Raw genomic sequence first — 18,503 nt, forward strand, 5'->3', positions numbered from 1 at the left:
ATGTTTGCGAACGCTTGCGCTTGCGAAAGAACGTCTTCGAAAGAACGTCTGCGAGAAAGACCATGACCGAACGCCTCGATTCACGTTTCATCGACACCGCCAACGCCGTTGGCGGTGCGATGACGTTTGCGTTCTTCGGTTATGGCTATTGGTTTAGGACTGGCGTGCCCGCCGGTTGGTCAACATGACCTGAACCCGCGAGGCACGCCCGGAACTGGGCTGCCTCCTCGCATCAAGAACCCCCGGATGGCAGCTCCACCCGGGGGTTCTCGCGTTTTCGGGTCTCAATTCTTGAACATCACCTGGAATGAGATCGTTATGGACGCTGCCACATCCGAATTGAAGCCGGCCCTATCGACACCGGCATCATCATCTTCCATCAGAGCGCTGCCATTGCCGACGGCGCAGGAGCTGCGCCGGCAGCTGCCGGTGAGCGCGGCACTGGAGGCCCGGATCGCCGCGAGCCGCGAGGCCATACGGGCCATCCTCGAAGGCGAGGACGATCGCCTGCTGGTCGTGACCGGCCCCTGTTCGGTACACGACCCTGCCGCGGCGCTGGAGTATGCCGAGCGTCTGGCGGCACTCAATGAGGCGGTGGGAGACCGGCTTTTGCTGGTGATGCGCGTCTACGTCGAGAAGCCGCGTACCACTGTCGGCTGGAAAGGGCTGGCCTACGACCCTCACCTCGACGGCAGCGACGACATGGCCGCGGGCCTGGCCATGGCGAGACGGCTGATGCGCGATATCGCCGAACTGGGCCTGCCGGTCGCGACGGAGCTGCTGCAGCCGATGGCCGGGGCCTACTTCGATGATCTGCTGAGCTGGGTGGCGATCGGCGCGCGCACCACCGAATCCCAGATTCATCGTGAACTCGCCAGCGGGCTGGCGGCGGCGGTCGGGTTCAAGAATGGCACCCAGGGCAATGTCGATGTCGCCATCGCCGCCATGCAATCCGCGGCCCATTCGCATCGCCACTTCGGTGTGACCGCCGATGGCAGCCCGGCGATGATCGAAACGCCGGGCAATGCCGCCACCCATCTGGTGCTTCGCGGTGGCCGCAACGGGCCCAATCATGATGCCGAGAGCGTGGCCGCCAGCCGCCGGGCGATGACGCAGGCCGGGCTCGAGGCGAGGATCATGGTCGACTGCAGCCACGCCAATTCGAACAAGGACCACCGGCGTCAGACGGAGGTTCTCTACGATGTGCTGGAACAGCGCATGGCCGGTGATCGCAGCCTGATCGGCGTGATGCTCGAAAGCCACCTGTTCGAAGGCAAGCAGGCGCTCAATCCCGCGGCGCTGCGCTATGGCGTGTCGATCACCGACGCCTGCCTGGGCTGGGAGACCACCGAACAATTATTGATGCGTGCCGCCGAGCGGCTTGGTCAGGCCTGAACCGTGTCCCCGGCGGTCGCCGGGGGGACATCATCTCGTCATATTCCCGGCTTAGCCTCGTCACGACGAGCAATCCGTGACGAGTCAGGGAGATAAACATGAGCCGGGATGTCGAAGATCATCGAATTCACAACAACAGCCAGAATCTGCCTTTCGGTGAGGTTGTCGAGCGCCATCTTTCGCGTCGCCAGATTCTCCAGGGTGGCCTGGGGCTGGCCGCGCTTTCCATGATGGGAGGGTTCGGGCTCGGCGGCAGCAATGGTGCCTGGGCCCAGAACAAGACGCCGCTGGCGCTGGCCTTCGAATCGATCAAGGGCTCGCACACCGATGCGGTCGTGGTGCCGCCCGGATATCGGGCACAGGTGCTGATTCCGTGGGGAACGCCGCTCAATGCCCGGGCCAGTGCCTGGCAGAAGGATCTCGCCATGACCCCCGAGCAGCAGGCGAACAGCGTGGGCATGCATCATGACGGCATGCACGCCTTCCCCCTTGATGCGGAAAGTGGCTCGCGCCGTTTTCTGCTCGCGCTCAACAACGAGTACATCGATCAGGATGCCCTGTGGGCGCCCCAGGGTGGCCCGACCCAGCCGGACGGTGTGCGGCCGGCCGATGAGGTTCGCACCGAAATCAATGCCCACGGCGTCACCATCGTCGAGATCCGCCGCCAGGATGATGGCGGCTGGACGCATGTGGTCGACTCTCCCTACAACCGCCGGATCACGACCGCCACACCTATCATGCTGGCCGGGCCGGTCGCAGGCAGCGACTATGTCAGGACACGCTACTCGATCGACGGTACTCGAACGCGCGGCACCAACAACAACTGCGCCAATGGCTACACCCCCTGGGGAACTTACCTGACCTGCGAGGAAAACTGGCCGGAAGTCTTCGTCAATACCGGCGAGCGCTTCAGCGACGATGCCCGCCTGGGCTTGCCGACCGATCGCGGGCGCTACGGCTGGGAAACGGCGGCCGGCGATGGCGAGCAGGAAGACGAGTTCTCGCGTTTCGATGTCACGCCCCGGGTGGGCGAGGCGAGTGAAGACTATCGCAACGAAGCGCGGACCTTCGGCTACGTGGTCGAGATCGATCCGTATACCCAGGCCATGGCCGTCAAGCGCACGGCGCTGGGACGTTTCCGCCACGAGGGGTGCTGGCCCGGGCCGGTCCGCGCCGGCGAGCCGCTGACGTTCTACACCGGTCACGACTCGCGCAACGAATATATCTACAAGTTCGTCAGCGCCGCCAAGTGGGACCCCGCCGATGCCCCTCGGCCGGGCAACGAAGCGGATCGTCTGGCCATCGGCGGCAAATACCTCGATGAAGGCACGCTCTACGCGGCGCGCTTCGATGAAGACGGGCGAGGCGAGTGGCTGCCGCTGACGCCGGATGCGAAAACGCCATCCGGCCAGACGCTGGCCGCGGCGCTGGGCCTGGCGGCCGACGATACCGCCGGCATCATCATCCACACCTGTGACGCAGCCGACCTGATGGGCGCGACGCCGATGGATCGGCCGGAATGGTCGAGCGTGGACCCTGTCTCCGGCGAGGTCTACTTCACCTTGACCAACAACTCGAAACGCACGGCGGCGGATACCGAAGCCAGTTTCACCAACGACGGCACGGCGATCGATGCCGGCGGCGTGGGTTACGCCACGGCGCCCGCCAATGTCGCCAACCCGCGCGCCAACAACGAGAACGGACACATCATTCGCTGGCGCGAGCAGCCGGACAATCGCTTTGCCTGGGAGATCTTCGTGTTCGGCAGCGACGCCGGCGCAGGCGACAATCGCTCCGGCCTGACCGAGGACAACCAGTTCGCGAGTCCCGACGGCCTATGGTACGACGCGCGTGGCGAAGGGCAGGGCATTCTCTGGTTCCAGACGGACAACAGCGACAATGCCGTGGCCGAATACACCAACGATCAGCTGCTGGCGGTGGTGCCGGGCGCGCTCAACCAGGACACCAGCAGTACCGGCTCGGTCATCGATGCCGGCAACCAGCGCCATCTCAAGCGCTTCGCCGTCGGCCCGAATGGCTGCGAGGTGACCGGGATCTTCGCCACGCCGGATCGTACCGCCCTGTTCATCAACATCCAGCACCCGGGCAACTGGCCGGCCGGTGACGACGCCACGCGTGCCACCGACGGCAAGGTTCGTCCGCGCGCCTCGACCGTGGTGATCCAGAAGGCCGACGGCGGTCAGGTCGGCCTCTGATCGATCGAGAGCGGGCGCATGAAGAAGGCTGGATGCGAAAGCATCCAGCCTTTTTTATCGAGTCATCAATTCATCCGGTCACCGCTATCGAACCATGAGATGACCGCGCTCACGTCTGGCTAGCGTAGGCGTAAAGCAGCGTCTCCTGAGCACTGATCGGCTCGGCATCGCCCGAGTCGCATAGATGGTACTGACCCTCGGTGTCGAGCTCCCAGCTCTGGCAGTTGTCCAGCAGATAGGTGTCCAGATCCTTGCGCACCTGCTGAGCGACCTTTTTGTCCAGCAGCGGAAAGCAGGTCTCGATCCGATGGAACATGTTGCGCTCCATGGCGTCGGCGCTGGAACACCACACCTCGTGCTTGCCATCGTTGTGAAAGTAGTAGACGCGGGTATGCTCGAGGAAGCGACCGATGATCGAGCGTACCCGGATATTGTCGGAGATACCCGGTATGCCGGGGCGGAGGCAGCACATGCCGCGAATGATCAGTTCGCAGGTCACGCCGGCCTGGGAGGCCCGATAGAGTGCGCGAATCAGCTTGGGTTCGGTGATCGCGTTGCATTTGAGGACGAGCCTGGCCTTCTTGCCGCTCTCTGCCAGTTTGGCCTCGCGTTCGATCATCTCGATCAACGTCTTGTGCAGCGTGAATGGCGCATGCAGCAGCGTCTGGATCTTGCGTGGCTTCCCCATGCCGGAGAGCTGCTGGAACACCTTGTGCACGTCGTCGCACAGCGCCTCGTTGGCGGTCATCAAGCTGTAATCGGTGTACAGCTTGGCGGTCTTGGCGTGATAGTTGCCGGTGCCGAGATGGGCGTAGTGACGGAGCGTGCCTTTCTCGCGGCGCACGATGTGCATCATCTTGGCGTGGGTCTTGTAGGCCATCACGCCGTAGATAACGATGGCGCCGGCTTCCTGCAGCCGAGAGGCCAGGGCGAGATTGTCGGCCTCGTCGAAGCGCGCCCGCAGCTCGATGACGACGGTCACTTCCTTGCCGCCGCGCGCGGCCTCCACCAGTGCGCCGACGATCGACGAGTCGGCGCCGGTGCGATAGAGGGTCTGCTTGATGGCCAGCACGTCGGGATCCCGTGCCGCCTGCCGCAGCAGGTCCTCTACCGGGGTGAACGACTGGAAAGGATGATGCAGCAGGATGTCGCCCTGAAGAATGGCGGAGAACAGGTTGACCTCGCCGCGTAACGGCTTAGGCAGGCCGGGCGTGAAAGGGCGGTAGCGCAGGTCGGGGCGTTGGACGTCGCCGAGTACCGCCATCATCCGGGTCAGGTTGACCGGACCGTTGACCCGATAGAGATCCTCCTCGCCCAGCTCGAACTGCTTGAGCAGGAAATCGATGAGGCTGTCGGGGCAGTTGTCGGCCACCTCCAGACGGACGCCGCTGCCGTAGCGTCTGGCCAGCAGCTCCCCACGCAGCGCGGAGGCCAGGTCCGAGACTTCTTCGGGATCGACCGACAAATCGGCGTTGCGCGTCAGCCGGAACTGATAGCAGCCGCCCACTTCCATGCCGGGAAAGACCTCGTGGGCATGGGCGTGGATCATCGACGACAGGAAGACGTAGTCGGTGAAGCCCTCCTCGCAGAGCGCATCCGGCAGCCGGATCAGTCGCGGCAGCGAGCGCGGTGCGGGCAGGATCGCCATGCCGCCCTCGCGGCCGAAGGCATCTGTGCCATCGAGCTCGACGATGAAGTTGAGGCTCTTGTTGACCAGTCGCGGAAACGGGTGAGACGGGTCGAGCCCGATCGGACTGATGACCGGGGCGATCTCCTCCTCGAAATAGTCGGCGACCCAGGCCGCCTGCTCGGGTGTCCACTGGGCGCGGCGCCGGAAGCGTATCTTCTGCTCTTCCAGTGCCGGCACCAGCACATCGTTGAGAATGCGGTACTGGCGTTCCACCTGTTCGTGAGCGATACGTGACACCTCGCTCAGGACGCGAGCGGGCGTCATGCCGTCGGCACCGGTCTCCTCGCGAAACGAGGCAAGCTGATGCTTGAGCCCGGCCACGCGAATCTCGAAGAACTCATCGAGATTGGAGGAGAAGATCAGCAGGAACATCAGGCGGTCGAGTAGCGGATGCGAAGGGTCCAGAGACTGCTCGAGCACGCGGATATTGAACTGCAGATGCGACAGCTCACGGTTGAAATAGAGCGCAGGGTCGTCGAGATCCGCCTGGGAGGAGGGTGTCTCCTTGGCATGGATGCCCTTGCGCGTACGGTTGACGCGCAAGGGTGTCGCATTGATCTCCTCCCCGCTAACCGATAATGGCGTATCGGTTGAGGCGGCGGGTGTATCGATAGTATTGGGCGTGTCTGGTGTGCCTGAGTCTGTCATCTAAAGTCTCCGGTACCGGGGCAGACACGCCCGCGGCCCTCAGGAATTGAGCAATTGTGCGGCGCGTTTGGCGAAATAGGTCAAGATCCCGTCGGCACCCGCGCGCTTGAAGCAGGTCAGCGACTCGAGAATCACGCTGTCGGCATCCAGCCAGCCCTTTTCGAAGGCGGCCATGTGCATGGCGTATTCGCCGCTGACCTGGTAGGCGAAGGTCGGGACACCGAAGGAGTCCTTCACGCGCTGGATGACGTCCAGATACGGCATGCCGGGCTTGACCATGACCATGTCGGCGCCTTCCTGAATATCCAGTGCCGTCTCATGCAGCGCTTCGTTGGTGTTGGCCGGATCCATCTGGTAGCTGAACTTGTCCGCCTTGCCCAGGTTGCCGCTGGAGCCGATGGCATCACGGAACGGGCCGTAATACTTCGAGGCGTACTTGGCCGAATAGGCCATGATCTGCGTCTCGTGCAGCCCCTCGCGTTCGAACGTGGCACGAATCTCGCCGATCCGGCCATCCATCATGTCGGAAGGCGAGATGACGTCTGCCCCGGCCTCGGCGTGGGACAGCGCCTGCTTGATCAGCGCCTCGATGGTGCGATCATTCATCAGATAGCCGTTCTCGTCCGGCACCCCGTCCTGACCATGGGTCGTGTAGGGGTCGAGCGCCACATCGGTGATGATGCCGAGATCCGGGAAGCGCTCGCGCAGCGCCCGAATCGCACGCTGGATCACTCCGTCCGGATTCCACGCTTCGGCACCGTCGCTGGTCTTCTTTTCCGCCGGCGTGAAGGGAAAGAGATCGATCGCCGGGATACCGAGTTCGACCAGCTCTTCGGTCTCGCGCAGCAGCTCGTCGATGGACAGACGCTCGACGCCCGGCATCGACGCGACCGGCTCGCGGCGCTTCTCGCCGTCGAGCACGAAGACGGGAAGAATCAGGTCGTCAGTCGTCAGTGTCGATTCTCTTGCCAGACGGCGGGAAAAGTCGCTCTTGCGTAGACGACGCAGGCGGGTGGCCGGGTACTGACGAGGAAGGTTGTAACGCATGAATGTCTCCACGGTGGACGGCGAACATGTCTTGCGGCACGTTCGCGGCGCCGGTAGCTACCCTACCGACGGCGAATGACAGAACGATGACAGTGGGTTCTATGCCTCAGTATAACAATCGTGAGGGCCGACAGGATGAGGGCGGTTGTCGCAGCGGCTTGTCACGAAAAGGCTGCGCGAACGGACCAGTGCTGCGCGAACGGATCAGTCCGCGCCGGTCGGATCTTCTGCGCGACGACGCTGGACGATACGGCCGAAGATGATGCCGACCTCGAACAGAAGCCACATGGGCACGGCCAGCAGGCTCTGCGAAATGATGTCCGGCGGGGTGAGCAGCATGCCGATGATGAAACAGATCAGAATCACATAAGGGCGCTTCTTGCTCAGGCTCTTCACGTCGGTGATCCCGGTCCAGATGACCAGGAAGGTGGCGATGGGAATCTCGAACGCCACACCGAAGGCGAAGAACATCTTCAGCACGAAATTGAGATAGGCGTTGATGTCCGTCATCACCGTGACATCCTGCGGCCCGGTATGCACGAAGAAGCTGAACAGCAGCGGGAACACGATATAGTAGGCGAAGGCGGCACCGCAGTAGAACAGCAGAATGCTGGAGGCGAGCAGCGGGAATGCCAGCGCTTTTTCGTGCTTGTAGAGCCCCGGTGCGATGAACGCCCAGGCCTGATAGAGAATGAACGGGATCGCGGCAAAGATCGCCACCACCATGGTCAGTTTGAAAGGCGCCAGGAACGGCGAGGTGACCTCGGTGGCGATCATCTTCGATCCCGTCGGCAACAGGGCCACTAGCGGGTCGGCGACGAAGCGGTAGATGTCGTTGGAGAACGCGTAGAGCCCGACGAAGATCACCACGACGACGATCACGGCCTTCATCAGCCTGGAGCGCAACTCTATCAAGTGCTCGATCAGTGGCGCCTGTGGCTGCTGTTCATCTGGCGGTGGAGAGGAGGCATCGCTCATCGGGAAGCCGAATCCTTGTCCGCGGGAAAGGAAGAAGGGGCAGCGGGGGGTGTCTCAGGGGACGACGACGGCTGCGGGTCGGCGTCGGAGGTTGCCCCGGCCGATTGGTGGTTGTTCCCGGAAGAAGGCGTCGGCGTCGAAGGAGACGAGCTGCCTTTCGAGTCGCTTTCGAAGTGCTTCTCGACGCCTCGGCGTGCCTGATTGATGCCCTCGTCCAGTTTCTTCTGCTGCTCGGCCAGTTTCTGGCGCAGCTCCTCGGCCTCGAGCTGGGAGGTGATCTCCCGCTGCATGGTCGAGACGCTGCGCTTGATCCGGCCGACCCAGAGGCCGGCGGTACGGGCTGCCTTGGGCAGGCGCTCCGGTCCCAGTACCAGCAAGCCCACGATGCCGATCAGCAGAAGTTCGAAGAAACCGATATCGAACATGTCGGTTACTTGCGCTCGGCCTTGTCGCTGGACGTCTGCGTCTCGTCGGCGCGGCTATCGAAGTTGCTGTCCTGGGTGGTGTGGTTCGCCGAGTCCTGGGAGTGGTTGATGCTATGCTGCGTCGTGCTCCCCTTCTTTTCGTCCTCGTCTTCACCGACGGCCTTCTTGAAGCCCTTGACGGCGCCGCCCAGGTCGCTGCCCACGTTGCGCAGTTTCTTGGTGCCGAAAATCAGGATGATGATCCCGAGGACGATCAACAGTTGCCAGATGCTAATCCCGCCCAGCATAACTTTCTCCTTACCGATGCGCGTTGGCGCGATGATGACTCATGAGTCTCGCTGGCGCGACGCCTTTTCGTCCAGCCCCGAAACGCCGAAGCGCCGGGCCAGTTCCGCCAGTACCTCACGGTGGTCGATATCGAGGTGCGACAGCATGACCAGACTGTGAAACCAGAGGTCGGCCACTTCGCCGACCAGATCCTGGCGGCTCTTTGCATTATCCGCCTCGACATCCTTGGCGGCAAGCAGCGTTTCCGTCGCTTCCTCGCCGACCTTTTCCAGGATCTTGTTGAGGCCTCGGTGATGCAGCTGCGCGACATAGGAACTGTCCGGGTCCGCGCTACGACGGGCGTCCAGTACCGCCGCCAGTTGCTCGAGAGTATCACTCATGAGATGACATTCCTGCTTCTGAGGCTAGATTGGCTTCGAGATTCGAGATTCGAGATTCGAGATTCGAGATTCGAGATTCGAGATTCGAGATTCGAGCTCGATGACTTCGACGTTCGGGTCATCATCATACACTCAGCGCCACGCCAGCAGCACTACGCCCAGGCCGGCCGCGATCAGCACCGGCCACGGTTGCTGTTCCGCCCACGCCAGCATCGGCTGCCAGGCCAGCGCCACGGCCAGCAGAACGGCGCCCAGGCGCAAACGCCTAGCGCGGGGGGCGGCTCGCTGAAAGCGGGCTTCCAGGCTCGTCAGCGCCTCGGTCTGCTGGCGGTTGAGCCGGCGCTGCTGCTCGCGGTCGGAAAGGGCCTGATGCGCGAGCACCGGCAGCTCCGGAATCTGATGCGCCAGTTCCGGCGCGTGCTTCTGCAGTGTCTTCCAGAAGCCCTTGGGCCCGGCGCGCTCGCGCATCCAGCGCTCGAGATAGGGCTTGGCCGTGCTCCACAGGTCCAGATCGGGATAGAGCTGGCGACCCAGGCCTTCGATGTTGAGCAGGGTTTTCTGCAGGAGTACCAGCTGTGGCTGGACTTCCATGTTGAAGCGCCGCGCGGTCTGAAACAGCCCCAGCAGCACCTGACCGAAAGAGATGTCTTTGAGCGGCTTCTCCAGAATCGGCTCGCAAACCGCGCGGATCGCCGAAGCGAACTCGTTGGCCCGCGTGCCTTCGCCGACCCAGCCGGATTCGATATGCAGCACCGCGACTTCGTAATAGTCCTGGCGGAAGAACGCGAGCAGGTTCCGCGCCAGGTAGTCCTGGTCTTCCCGGGTCAGGCTGCCGACGATGCCGCAGTCGATGGCGATGTAACGGGGTTCGGTGGGGTTGTCCCGCGAGACGAAGATATTGCCGGGATGCATGTCGGCATGGAAGAAATTGTCGCGGAAGACCTGGGTGAAGAATATCTCCACACCACGCTCGGCCAGCTTCTTGAGATCGGTGCCCTGGGCGCGCAAGGCATCGATATCCGCCACCGGAATGCCGTTGATGCGCTCCTGGACCATGACCTGACGATGGGTCAGCGACCAGTGAATGGCGGGCACGTAGAGCAGCGGCGAGCTCTGGAAGTTGCGCTTGAGCTGCGAGGTGTTGGCAGCTTCCTTGTTGAGATCGAGCTCGTCGAACAGCGTCGCTTCGTAGTCCTGCACCACTTCCACCGGGCGGAGGCGACGCGCTTCGGGGATCCGGCGCATCAAGCGCGCGAAGGTGTACAGCAGGCCGATATCCTCGCGCATGATGCGATCGATACCGGGGCGAATGATCTTGACCACGACCTGCTCGCCGCTGTGCAGCTCGGCGGCGTGAACCTGGGCGATCGACGCCGAGGCCATCGGCTCGGTCTCGAACGCCGCGAACGCTTCCTCGACCGTCTGGCCCAGCTCGACCTCGACCATGGCGCGGGCGGTCTCGCCGGGGAAGGGGGGGACCTGATCCTGCAGCCGTTTGAGTTCATCGGCGATATCCGGCGGCAGCAGATCGCGGCGCGTCGACAGCATCTGGCCGAACTTGACGAAGATCGGTCCCAGCGATTCCAGCGCCAGACGTAGCCGCTTGCCCCGCGAATGGTCGCCGATCGGGATCAGGCGAACGGGAGCGAAGCGCCACAGCCAGCGAATGACCGGCGGCAGGCGTTCCTGGGGCATCAGGCTGTCGAGGCGATAACGGGAGACGGTCCAGGCGATGCGAAATAGCCGCAAGCTCATGAATGGGACTCCCGACGACGTTGGAGCCGAGCCACTCTGGCCCCGAGGCGATCGACGGCTTGCTGGAGTTCGGTCAGGTGGTCGCGGGCTACGGCCAACTGGTCACGTCCCGCCAGCCAGCGCCGCTCCTCGAACAGATATTCACGCATGTCCTGTTGCCATTCGTTGGCCAGAAAACGGGCCTGACGGTCGAGATGACGGATGCCGCTGGCCACGCCGTGCGCGGTGCCATTGCCCAGGATGCTGGACAATGCGCCTTCCCAGTCGATGTCGAGATCCATGAACAGTGTCTGGATTGGAGTCAACAGCCCCGTCTGGCCGGTAACCGGCAATTGCCCGCTGAACAGCAGGCGCTCGGGCGAGTCGCCCGCCATCAGACGGGTGACGACGTCTCGGGTGACAGTGATTTCGAGATCGTCCGTGTCGTGCCAGTCATGCACGCGCCCCAGCGTGACGCCATCGTCATGAAAGGCCACGCGCAGTCCGAGCCGGGCATCGGCGAAGACCAGGCGCAGGGTATGGCCGGCCAACGCCGCTAGCCTGGCGGGCGATGCGGGGTCACGTCGCAGCAGCGTGTTCAGCGAGCGCTCCAGCGCGACCAGGGCGAATGTATCCAGCATGACGCCAGCCCTCAGAGCTTGATGCCGCGGTGGAGCGCGACGATGCCGCCGGTCATGTTGGTATATTCGACGCGCTCCAGTCCGGCAGCCTGCATCATGCCCTTGAGCGTTTCCTGATCGGGATGCATGCGGATCGACTCCGCCAGATAGCGATAGCTGTCGGCGTCGTTGGCCACCAGCCGGCCCATCTGCGGCAGCAGGCGGAAGGAGTACTGGTCGTAGGCTTTCGACAGCAGGCCGTTGACCGGCTTGGAGAATTCCAGCACCAGCAGGCGTCCGCCCGGCTTGAGAACCCGCGCCATTGAACGCAGCGCTGCGTCCTTGTCGGTGACGTTGCGCAGGCCGAAGGCGATGGTGATGCAGTGAAAGCTGTTGTCCGGAAACGGCAGGCTTTCGGCGTTGGCCTGCACGTATTTGACGTTGTCGCCGACACCGTGGTCGATCAGCTTGTCGCGTCCCACGCGCAGCATGGATTCGTTGATGTCGGCGAGAATGACGCGGCCACTGGGGCCGACCCGTTTCGCGAATTGGCGGGTCAGATCGCCGGTGCCGCCGGCGATGTCGAGAACGCGGTGGCCCTGGCGAACGCCGCTGCGCTCGAGCGTCAACTGCTTCCAGAGACGATGGATACCGAACGACATCAGGTCGTTCATGACATCGTAACGCGCGGCCACCGAGTGGAAAACGTCCGCCACGCGGGCGGCTTTCTCGTCGATCGCTACTTTCTCGTAGCCGAAGTCGGTCGTGCGCTTGTCCATGTGCTTTTCTCCGAGATGACGCGAGCGGCGATCGTGCGCCATTGGGCGGTGATGTCGCTGTCTGGGCGGTGTGCTGCCAGGCGGCTCGAGCGGGTGCGAAAGGCACGCCCGCGGCCGGGGTAAATCGATGTGAATCGACCGAGTCCGCATTGTAGCGTCTGGTCGCAAACTTGTCTTTGCGCATCATGACGCGCCAAAAGAAGACGGCGGCCCGTTGGCCGCCGTCATGCTCAAGGGTCTGGCATCAGACCTGATGGATCTGGATCACGCTGGCCTCACGCGAAGCGCCGGCGCGCTGCAGGCGGGCGAGATAGTCCTCCCACCAGGCTTGCCGATGAGTCGCCATGTCGTAGAGATATTCCCAGGTGTAAAGCCCGGTATTGTGTCCATCGTCGAAATGCAGCTTCAACGCGTAGCGACCGGCCTGGGAGATATCCAGCAGCCCGACGTGGCGCTTGCCCGTCTGCAGCACGGCTTCGCTGGGATGATGACCCTGGACTTCCGCCGAGGGCGAATAGACGCGCAACAGCTCGATCGGCAAGCGATAGCTTTCGCCATCGGGGTAGCCAAGCTCAAGCTCGCGATCGCCCTTGTGGTAGTGAACGCGGTTGGGGATGGGGGCGGGCATTAGAAGACTCCTGGCTTCGAGCTTCGAGCTTCGAGCTTCGAGCTTCGAGCTTCGAGCTTCGAGCTTCGAGCTTCGAGCTTCGAGCTTCGAGCGAAGCCGCTTGCCGATGTGACAAGCGGCGGTCATCATTTCGCGGCTCGCGGCTCGCGGCTCGCGGCTCGCGGCTCGCGGCTCGCGGCTCGCGGCTCGCGGCTCGCGGCGTTAAAGGATATACCGCGACAGGTCTTCGTCCACCGCCAGTTCACCGAGCTTCTCGTTGACATAGTCGGCGTCGATGACCAGCGGGCTGGCGAAGTCGCCGCCCTGGAACGAGGCTTCCTCGAGCAGTCGCTCCATCACCGTGTGCAGGCGGCGGGCGCCGATGTTCTCGGTGCCGTCGTTGACCTGCCAGGCGATCTCGGCGATGCGGGAAATGCCGTCTTCGGTGAACTGGACTTCCAGCCCTTCGGTGCCGAGCAGTGCCCGGTACTGCTTGGTCAGCGCGGCCGACGGTTCGGTCAGGATGCGCTTGAAATCGTCCGGCGTCAGCGCCGTCAGCTCGACCCGGATCGGCAGGCGGCCCTGCAGTTCCGGAATCAGATCCGACGGCTTGGAGAGGTGGAAGGCGCCGGAGGCGATGAACAGGATGTGGTCGGTACGCACCATGCCGTGCTTGGTGGAGACGGTAGAGCCCTCGATCAGCGGCAGCAGGTCACGCTGGACGCCCTCGCGGGAGACATCGCCGCCGCTGCCGGATTCGCCGCGCTTGGCGACCTTGTCGATCTCGTCGAGGAACACGATCCCGTTCTGTTCGACCGCTTCCAGCGCGCGCTGCTTGATCTCTTCCTCGTTGACCAGCTTGGCGGCTTCCTCGTCCTGCAGCAGCTTCCAGGCGTCCTTGACCGTGACGCGGCGCGTCTCGGACTTCTGCTTGCCCATGTTGGCGAACAGGCTCTGGAGCTGGTTGGTCATCTCCTCCATGCCGGGCGGCGTCATGATGTCGACCCCCTGGCTGGCCGGCGTCACCTCGATGTCGATCTCCTTGTCGTCGAGCTGGCCTTCACGCAGCTTCTTGCGGAAAACCTGACGGGTGGAGGAGTCGTCGCGACCAGCATCGTACTCGCTGCCCCGCGGACGCGGCAGCAGGGCGTCGAGAATGCGATCCTCGGCGGCATCCTGCGCCTTGTGGCGAACTTCGGTCTTGGCCTGCTCGCGCACCATCTTGATCGCCATTTCCATCAGGTCGCGGATGATCGATTCGACATCGCGGCCGACATAGCCGACTTCGGTGAACTTGGTCGCTTCGACCTTGAGGAAGGGGGCGCCGGCCAGCTTGGCCAGACGCCGCGCGATCTCGGTCTTGCCGACGCCGGTCGGGCCGATCATCAGGATGTTCTTGGGCACGATCTCGCCGCGCATGTTCTCGTCGAGACGCATCCGGCGCCAGCGGTTGCGCAGCGCGATGGCGACGGCCCGCTTGGCGTCGTGCTGGCCGATGATGTACTGGTCGAGCGAATGGACGATCTCACGCGGCGTCATCGAAGACTGGGTCAGCGCCGGCTGCGTGCTGGCGGTTTCCTGGGAAGGAGTCTGAGACATGGGAATGGGGCCTCGTTACAGCTCTTCGAGCGTGATCTGGTGATTGGTGAAGACGCAGATGTCGGCGGCGATGTTGAGTGACTTCTCGGTAATCTCGCGCGCGCTAAGATCGGTATTCTCGAGCAGTGCCCGCGCCGAGGCCTGGGCGAAGTGGCCACCGGAACCGATGGCGATGATGCCGCGTTCGGGTTCGACCACGTCGCCGTTGCCGGTAATGATCAGCGAGGCGGTCTTGTCGGCGACGGCCAGCATCGCTTCCAGGCGGCGCAGCGCGCGATCGGTGCGCCACTCCTTCGCCAGCTCGACCGCAGCCTTGGTCAGATGGCCCTGGTACTTTTCGAGTTGAGCCTCGAAGCGTTCGAACAAGGTGAAGGCGTCGGCGGTGCCGCCGGCGAACCCGGCCAGAACCTGGCCGCGATGGAGACGGCGAACCTTACTGGCATTGCCTTTCATTACCGTATTGCCCAGCGACACCTGGCCATCGCCGGCCAGGGCAACCTGATCGCCACGGCGCACGGATACGATTGTGGTCATGCAATTAACTCCCAATGGCGCGCCGTCAAGTCTGGCCGACGGCGCCGAAAAACCGGTGTCATCGCGTCCGAATCAAAGATGACGGGTACGACGCGATGCAGCATGAATCATCAAGTGCGGGCAGGGCTTGCGGAAATCAAGCCATTGGGGCGTAACGGCGGGAAAGCGGCGAGGCACAACGGGGCAAATGGAAGGGAAGGACTGTGGAGAAAGCCGCGGACGCTGGACGGCCGGCAACGAGTGCCGGCCGTATTCGGTAACGTTCCCGCGAGCTTGTCGCAGGCGCCTGGCCTGCGGGCCTCAGTTCTGCAGGCGCAGCAGTAGCGGCTCGATGCCCTGGGTCACCATCAGATCCTGGGCACGCGAGAGTTCGCGCTTGTCCTCGTAGGGGCCGACCTGGACCCGGTGCCACAGCTGATCGCCGTTGGCGCGAACATCGGTGATCTTGGCCAGCAGGCCGAAGTCCTTGAGCCGGTTGGCCAGGCGCTCGGCATCGCCGAGATCTCGGAACGAGGCGGCCTGCAGAACATAGCGGCCACCGCTGGGCGTCGGCTGCTTGGTCTGGTTCGCAGCATCGTCGGCGGCGGCTTCCCGAGTCGTCTTGGCGGTCGGTTCCGGTGCCGAACTGTCGCTGTTGGGCGCGATGACCTCCGTTTCCGGCAGCAGCGTGTAGAACTCGAATGTCGGGGTCGCCGGCGCCGACTGTTGGGTGCTGCTGGCGCCGCCCCCGCTCTGCTGGCCGTCGCTACCGCTGGTGGTCTGAGTGGAGGTCGGGCGGGGCACGACGGCAGCGACGGGCTCCGGCGAGGAGCGATCCAGATACTGCGACAGGGCGAAACCGGCGATCAGGCCGGCGATCGCCCACAGCCACCCCGGAATGCCGCCGAGACCACCGCCTTGACTGCTGTCGGATCGGCGTGGGCGAGCCTTCGTCGTTGCGCCTTTGGGCGAAGAACGAGAGGGGGTAGGGCGGCTGTTCTGAGCGGGGCGGCGTGCCATGTCTTACATCTCCTCCGGGGCGCTGACGCCGAGTAGCGCCAATCCATTGCCGATGACCTGGCGTGTCGCCAGACCCAGTGCCAGGCGCGCGTTACGCAGCTCGGCATCGTCTACCATGACTTTCTGGGCGTTGTAGCAGGTGTGGAAGTCGCTGGCGAGCTCGGTCAGATACTGCGCGATCTGATGCGGCTCGCGAGTGCGGGCGGCGCGCTCGACGACATCAGGGTAGCGTGCCAGACGATTCATCAGCGCCTTCTCCTGGGACGCATCGAGACGTTCCAGGTTAGCCATCGCGACGGCGTGGTCGAAGGCGAGATCGTCGCTTTCCGCCTTGCGCAGCACGCTGCAGACGCGGGCATGAGCGTACTGAATGTAATAGACCGGATTATCGTTGGTCTGCGACCGTGCAAGATCGATATCGAACGTCAATTGGGAGTCGGCGCGTCGTGCGGCGAGGAAGTAGCGCGTGGCATCGCGGCCCACCTCGTCGATCAGGTCCCGCAGCGTGACGTAGCTGCCGGCACGCTTGGAGAGCTTGACCTCGACGCCGGAACGGGTCACCAGCACCATCTGATGCAGCACGTAGTCCGGCCAGCCCTGCGGGATGCCGGCTTCCAGCGCCTGCAGGCCGGCGCGCACACGGGTGACGGTCGAGTGGTGGTCGGCGCCCTGTTCGTCGATCACGGTAGTGAAGCCGCGCTGCCACTTGTTGTAGTGATAGGCGACATCGGGCACGAAGTAGGTGTAGTCGCCGTCGCTCTTGCGCATCACCCGATCCTTGTCGTCGCCAAAGTCGGTGGTGCGAAGCCAGAGCGCGCCGTCGGCCTCGTAGGTGTGCCCGCCGGATACCAGCGCTTCGACCGTCTCCTCGACCCGGCCTTCAGCGTACAGCGACGATTCCAGGAAATAGACGTCGAACTCGACCCCGAACGCCTTGAGGTCGAGATCCTGCTCGCGACGCAGGTAGGCCACGGCAAAGGCGCGGATGGCATCTTCGTCTTCCGGATCGGCCTTGGCGGTGACTTCGCGGTCGTCGGCGGTCACGGTTTCGCCGGCCAGATAGGCCTGGGCGACATCCTTGATGTAATCGCCGCGATAGCCGTCCTCGGGCCAGCCTTCGTCGTCGGGGCCGAGGCCGAGGGCGCGGGCCTTCACCGAGCGCATCAGGTTGTTGATCTGGGCGCCAGCGTCGTTGTAGTAGAACTCGCGGGTCACGTCGAAGCCGGTCGCTTCCAGCACCCGGCACAGGCAGTCGCCGATCGCTGCGCCACGGCCATGGCCGACATGCAACGGCCCGGTCGGGTTGGCGGAAACGAACTCGACCTGCACCTTTTCGCCGGCGCCGATCATGCTGCGACCGAAGGTGTCTCCGGCATCCAGGATCTGGCTGACGATGCCCGCAATGGCATCGGTCGCGGCAAAGAAGTTGATGAAGCCCGGCCCGGCGATCTCCGTCTTGCGGATCGCGTCGTTGTCGGGGAGGGCCGCGACCAGCTTGTCGGCGAGATCGCGCGGTTTGCAGCCGGCCGGCTTGGCGAGCACCAGTGCCAGATTGCTGGCGTAGTCGCCATGCGCCTTGTCGCGGGTCGGATCGACCTTGATCGCCGGACTCACGTCCGCCGGTAGATCGCCTGTCTGCTGCAGCTTGGCGATGGCGGCTTCGAGCAGTTCTGTAATCGTCTCTTTCATGGGTTACTTCGTAGTCGTGGGGCCTGGGCTTGGGGCTCTCGGCCCGACCCGGCGCGGGGTGCCGCGGATCTGGGCGTCGTGAACCTGCCGTCACGACGCGGGAAAAGGGCGGCCATTATCGGTGATTGCGGCATGGCTTTAAACCCTAACCACCGAGCTTCGAGCTTCGAGCTTTGAGCTTTGAGCTTTGAGCTTCGAGCTTCGAGCTTCGAGCTTCGAGCTTCGAGCTTCGAGCTTCGAGCTTCGAGCTTCGAGCTTCGAGCTTCGAGCTTCGAGCTTCGAGCTTCGAGCTTCGAGCTTCGAGCTTCGAGCTTCGAGCTTCGAGCTTCGAGCTTCGAGCTTCGAGCTTCGAGCTTCGAGCTTCGAGCTTCGAGCTTCGAGCTTCGAGCTTCGAGCTTCGAGCTTCGAGCTTCGAGCTTCGAGCTTCGAGCTTCGAGCTTCGAGCTTCGAGCTTCGAGCTTCGAGCTTCGAGCTTCGAGCTTCGAGCTTCGAGCTTCGAGCTTCGAGCTTCGAGCTTCGAGCTTCGAGCTTCGAGCTTCGAGCTTCGAGCTTCGAGCTTCGAGCTTCGAGCTTCGAGCTTCGAGCTTCGAGCTTCGAGCTTCGAGCTTCGAGCTTCGAGCTTCGAGCTTCGAGCTTCGAGCTTCGAGCTTCGAGCTTCGAGCTTCGAGCTTCGAGCTTCGAGCTTCGAGCTTCGAGCTTCGAGCTTCGAGCTTCGAGCTTCGAGCTTCGAGCTTCGAGCTTCGAGCTTCGAGCTTCGAGCTTCGAGCTTCGAGAAAGGGATTGCGAACTTCGTGAGTTGGCGAGGATCGTTTTCGCGGCACGCGGCACGCGGCACGCGGCACGCGGCACGCGGCACGCGGCTCGCGGCTCGCGGC

18 protein-coding genes are annotated in these 18,503 nt (G+C 63.6%); 3 read left to right on the plus strand and 15 right to left on the minus strand.

Translation table 11 applies throughout. The features are described from left to right. Window positions 1-62 precede the first annotated feature (62 nt). The 3 genes from CCD76_RS20285 (at window position 63) to CCD76_RS00765 (ending at window position 3,611) form a co-directional block, all read left to right on the plus strand. Window positions 63-188 carry a hypothetical protein gene (locus CCD76_RS20285; RefSeq protein WP_256961000.1) on the plus strand — a complete coding sequence of 42 codons (126 nt, stop codon included), beginning with the start codon at window positions 63-65 and terminating at the stop codon, window positions 186-188. Window positions 189-318: 130 nt separating this feature from the next. Next, the gene (locus CCD76_RS00760) at window positions 319-1,395 is read left to right on the plus strand and encodes a 3-deoxy-7-phosphoheptulonate synthase (RefSeq protein ID WP_087717658.1); all 1,077 of its coding nucleotides are present in this window, start codon (window positions 319-321) and stop codon (window positions 1,393-1,395) included. A gap of 98 nt (window positions 1,396-1,493) precedes the next feature. Next, a complete protein-coding gene (locus tag CCD76_RS00765) occupies window positions 1,494-3,611 on the plus strand; it encodes a PhoX family protein (protein WP_087717659.1) in 2,118 nt (705 codons plus the stop codon). Window positions 3,612-3,720: 109 nt separating this feature from the next. Here CCD76_RS00765 and ppk1 read toward each other — a convergent pair whose 3' ends face one another. The 15 genes from ppk1 to CCD76_RS19970 all read right to left on the minus strand — a co-directional run bounded on the left by ppk1 (window position 3,721) and on the right by CCD76_RS19970 (window position 18,477). Further along, complete coding sequence (ppk1, locus tag CCD76_RS00770; protein ID WP_087717660.1) at window positions 3,721-5,949, minus strand: polyphosphate kinase 1; 2,229 nt, start codon at window positions 5,947-5,949, stop codon at window positions 3,721-3,723. Window positions 5,950-5,988: 39 nt separating this feature from the next. Next, window positions 5,989-6,996, minus strand: a complete 1,008-nt coding sequence (gene hemB, locus CCD76_RS00775; RefSeq protein ID WP_087717661.1) for a porphobilinogen synthase — start codon at window positions 6,994-6,996, stop codon at window positions 5,989-5,991. 204 nt (window positions 6,997-7,200) lie between these two features. Next, window positions 7,201-7,974, minus strand: a complete 774-nt coding sequence (tatC, locus tag CCD76_RS00780) for a twin-arginine translocase subunit TatC (RefSeq protein ID WP_087717662.1) — start codon at window positions 7,972-7,974, stop codon at window positions 7,201-7,203. Further along, window positions 7,971-8,399, minus strand: coding sequence for a Sec-independent protein translocase protein TatB (tatB, locus tag CCD76_RS00785; RefSeq protein ID WP_087717663.1), 429 nt, complete (start codon window positions 8,397-8,399; stop codon window positions 7,971-7,973). The genes tatC and tatB overlap by 4 nt, the downstream gene beginning before the upstream one ends. A gap of 5 nt (window positions 8,400-8,404) precedes the next feature. Next, window positions 8,405-8,686, minus strand: a complete 282-nt coding sequence (tatA, locus tag CCD76_RS00790) for a Sec-independent protein translocase subunit TatA (RefSeq protein ID WP_071231840.1) — start codon at window positions 8,684-8,686, stop codon at window positions 8,405-8,407. Between the two features lie 39 nt (window positions 8,687-8,725). Continuing rightward, the gene (locus tag CCD76_RS00795) at window positions 8,726-9,067 is read right to left on the minus strand and encodes a phosphoribosyl-ATP diphosphatase (protein ID WP_087717664.1); all 342 of its coding nucleotides are present in this window, start codon (window positions 9,065-9,067) and stop codon (window positions 8,726-8,728) included. Window positions 9,068-9,199: 132 nt separating this feature from the next. Further along, on the minus strand, window positions 9,200-10,822 hold the full coding sequence (gene ubiB, locus CCD76_RS00800) for a ubiquinone biosynthesis regulatory protein kinase UbiB (RefSeq protein WP_087717665.1): 1,623 nt from the start codon (window positions 10,820-10,822) through the stop codon (window positions 9,200-9,202). After that, a complete protein-coding gene (locus tag CCD76_RS00805) occupies window positions 10,819-11,442 on the minus strand; it encodes a ubiquinone biosynthesis accessory factor UbiJ (protein ID WP_087717666.1) in 624 nt (207 codons plus the stop codon). The genes ubiB and CCD76_RS00805 overlap by 4 nt, the downstream gene beginning before the upstream one ends. Window positions 11,443-11,453: 11 nt before the next feature. Beyond that, complete coding sequence (gene ubiE, locus CCD76_RS00810; protein ID WP_087717826.1) at window positions 11,454-12,200, minus strand: bifunctional demethylmenaquinone methyltransferase/2-methoxy-6-polyprenyl-1,4-benzoquinol methylase UbiE; 747 nt, start codon at window positions 12,198-12,200, stop codon at window positions 11,454-11,456. 244 nt (window positions 12,201-12,444) lie between these two features. Next, window positions 12,445-12,828, minus strand: coding sequence for a gamma-butyrobetaine hydroxylase-like domain-containing protein (locus CCD76_RS00815; RefSeq protein WP_087717667.1), 384 nt, complete (start codon window positions 12,826-12,828; stop codon window positions 12,445-12,447). Window positions 12,829-13,029: 201 nt separating this feature from the next. Beyond that, window positions 13,030-14,406: an ATP-dependent protease ATPase subunit HslU gene (hslU, locus tag CCD76_RS00825; protein WP_306298774.1), complete on the minus strand. Its 1,377-nt coding sequence runs from the start codon at window positions 14,404-14,406 to the stop codon at window positions 13,030-13,032. 15 nt (window positions 14,407-14,421) lie between these two features. Next, window positions 14,422-14,940, minus strand: coding sequence for an ATP-dependent protease subunit HslV (hslV, locus tag CCD76_RS00830; RefSeq protein ID WP_087717668.1), 519 nt, complete (start codon window positions 14,938-14,940; stop codon window positions 14,422-14,424). Between the two features lie 300 nt (window positions 14,941-15,240). Further along, entirely contained in the window at window positions 15,241-15,939 is a 699-nt protein-coding gene (locus CCD76_RS00835) for an SPOR domain-containing protein (RefSeq protein WP_087717669.1), read from the minus strand. A 3-nt stretch (window positions 15,940-15,942) separates the two neighbouring features. Continuing rightward, window positions 15,943-17,628, minus strand: a complete 1,686-nt coding sequence (gene argS, locus CCD76_RS00840) for an arginine--tRNA ligase (RefSeq protein ID WP_087717670.1) — start codon at window positions 17,626-17,628, stop codon at window positions 15,943-15,945. 138 nt (window positions 17,629-17,766) lie between these two features. After that, window positions 17,767-18,477 carry a hypothetical protein gene (locus CCD76_RS19970; protein WP_179208803.1) on the minus strand — a complete coding sequence of 237 codons (711 nt, stop codon included), beginning with the start codon at window positions 18,475-18,477 and terminating at the stop codon, window positions 17,767-17,769. Window positions 18,478-18,503: the final 26 nt, after the last annotated feature.

Origin of the sequence: Salinicola salarius (assembly GCF_002179555.1) — a bacterium.
GTDB lineage: Bacteria > Pseudomonadota > Gammaproteobacteria > Pseudomonadales > Halomonadaceae > Salinicola > Salinicola salarius_A.

Coding starts and splice junctions, on each gene's coding strand:
- hslV (WP_087717668.1), bottom strand. CDS start 14,940: ATGACCACAATCGTATCCGTGCGCCGTGGCGATCAGGTTGCCCTGGCC.
- ubiB (WP_087717665.1), bottom strand. CDS start 10,822: ATGAGCTTGCGGCTATTTCGCATCGCCTGGACCGTCTCCCGTTATCGC.
- tatC (WP_087717662.1), bottom strand. CDS start 7,974: ATGAGCGATGCCTCCTCTCCACCGCCAGATGAACAGCAGCCACAGGCG.
- hslU (WP_306298774.1), bottom strand. CDS start 14,406: ATGTCTCAGACTCCTTCCCAGGAAACCGCCAGCACGCAGCCGGCGCTG.
- CCD76_RS00795 (WP_087717664.1), bottom strand. CDS start 9,067: ATGAGTGATACTCTCGAGCAACTGGCGGCGGTACTGGACGCCCGTCGT.
- tatA (WP_071231840.1), bottom strand. CDS start 8,686: ATGCTGGGCGGGATTAGCATCTGGCAACTGTTGATCGTCCTCGGGATC.
- argS (WP_087717670.1), bottom strand. CDS start 17,628: ATGAAAGAGACGATTACAGAACTGCTCGAAGCCGCCATCGCCAAGCTG.
- ubiE (WP_087717826.1), bottom strand. CDS start 12,200: ATGGACAAGCGCACGACCGACTTCGGCTACGAGAAAGTAGCGATCGAC.
- CCD76_RS20285 (WP_256961000.1), top strand. CDS start 63: ATGACCGAACGCCTCGATTCACGTTTCATCGACACCGCCAACGCCGTT.
- ppk1 (WP_087717660.1), bottom strand. CDS start 5,949: ATGACAGACTCAGGCACACCAGACACGCCCAATACTATCGATACACCC.
- CCD76_RS00835 (WP_087717669.1), bottom strand. CDS start 15,939: ATGGCACGCCGCCCCGCTCAGAACAGCCGCCCTACCCCCTCTCGTTCT.
- CCD76_RS00805 (WP_087717666.1), bottom strand. CDS start 11,442: ATGCTGGATACATTCGCCCTGGTCGCGCTGGAGCGCTCGCTGAACACG.
- CCD76_RS00815 (WP_087717667.1), bottom strand. CDS start 12,828: ATGCCCGCCCCCATCCCCAACCGCGTTCACTACCACAAGGGCGATCGC.
- CCD76_RS00760 (WP_087717658.1), top strand. CDS start 319: ATGGACGCTGCCACATCCGAATTGAAGCCGGCCCTATCGACACCGGCA.
- tatB (WP_087717663.1), bottom strand. CDS start 8,399: ATGTTCGATATCGGTTTCTTCGAACTTCTGCTGATCGGCATCGTGGGC.
- hemB (WP_087717661.1), bottom strand. CDS start 6,996: ATGCGTTACAACCTTCCTCGTCAGTACCCGGCCACCCGCCTGCGTCGT.
- CCD76_RS00765 (WP_087717659.1), top strand. CDS start 1,494: ATGAGCCGGGATGTCGAAGATCATCGAATTCACAACAACAGCCAGAAT.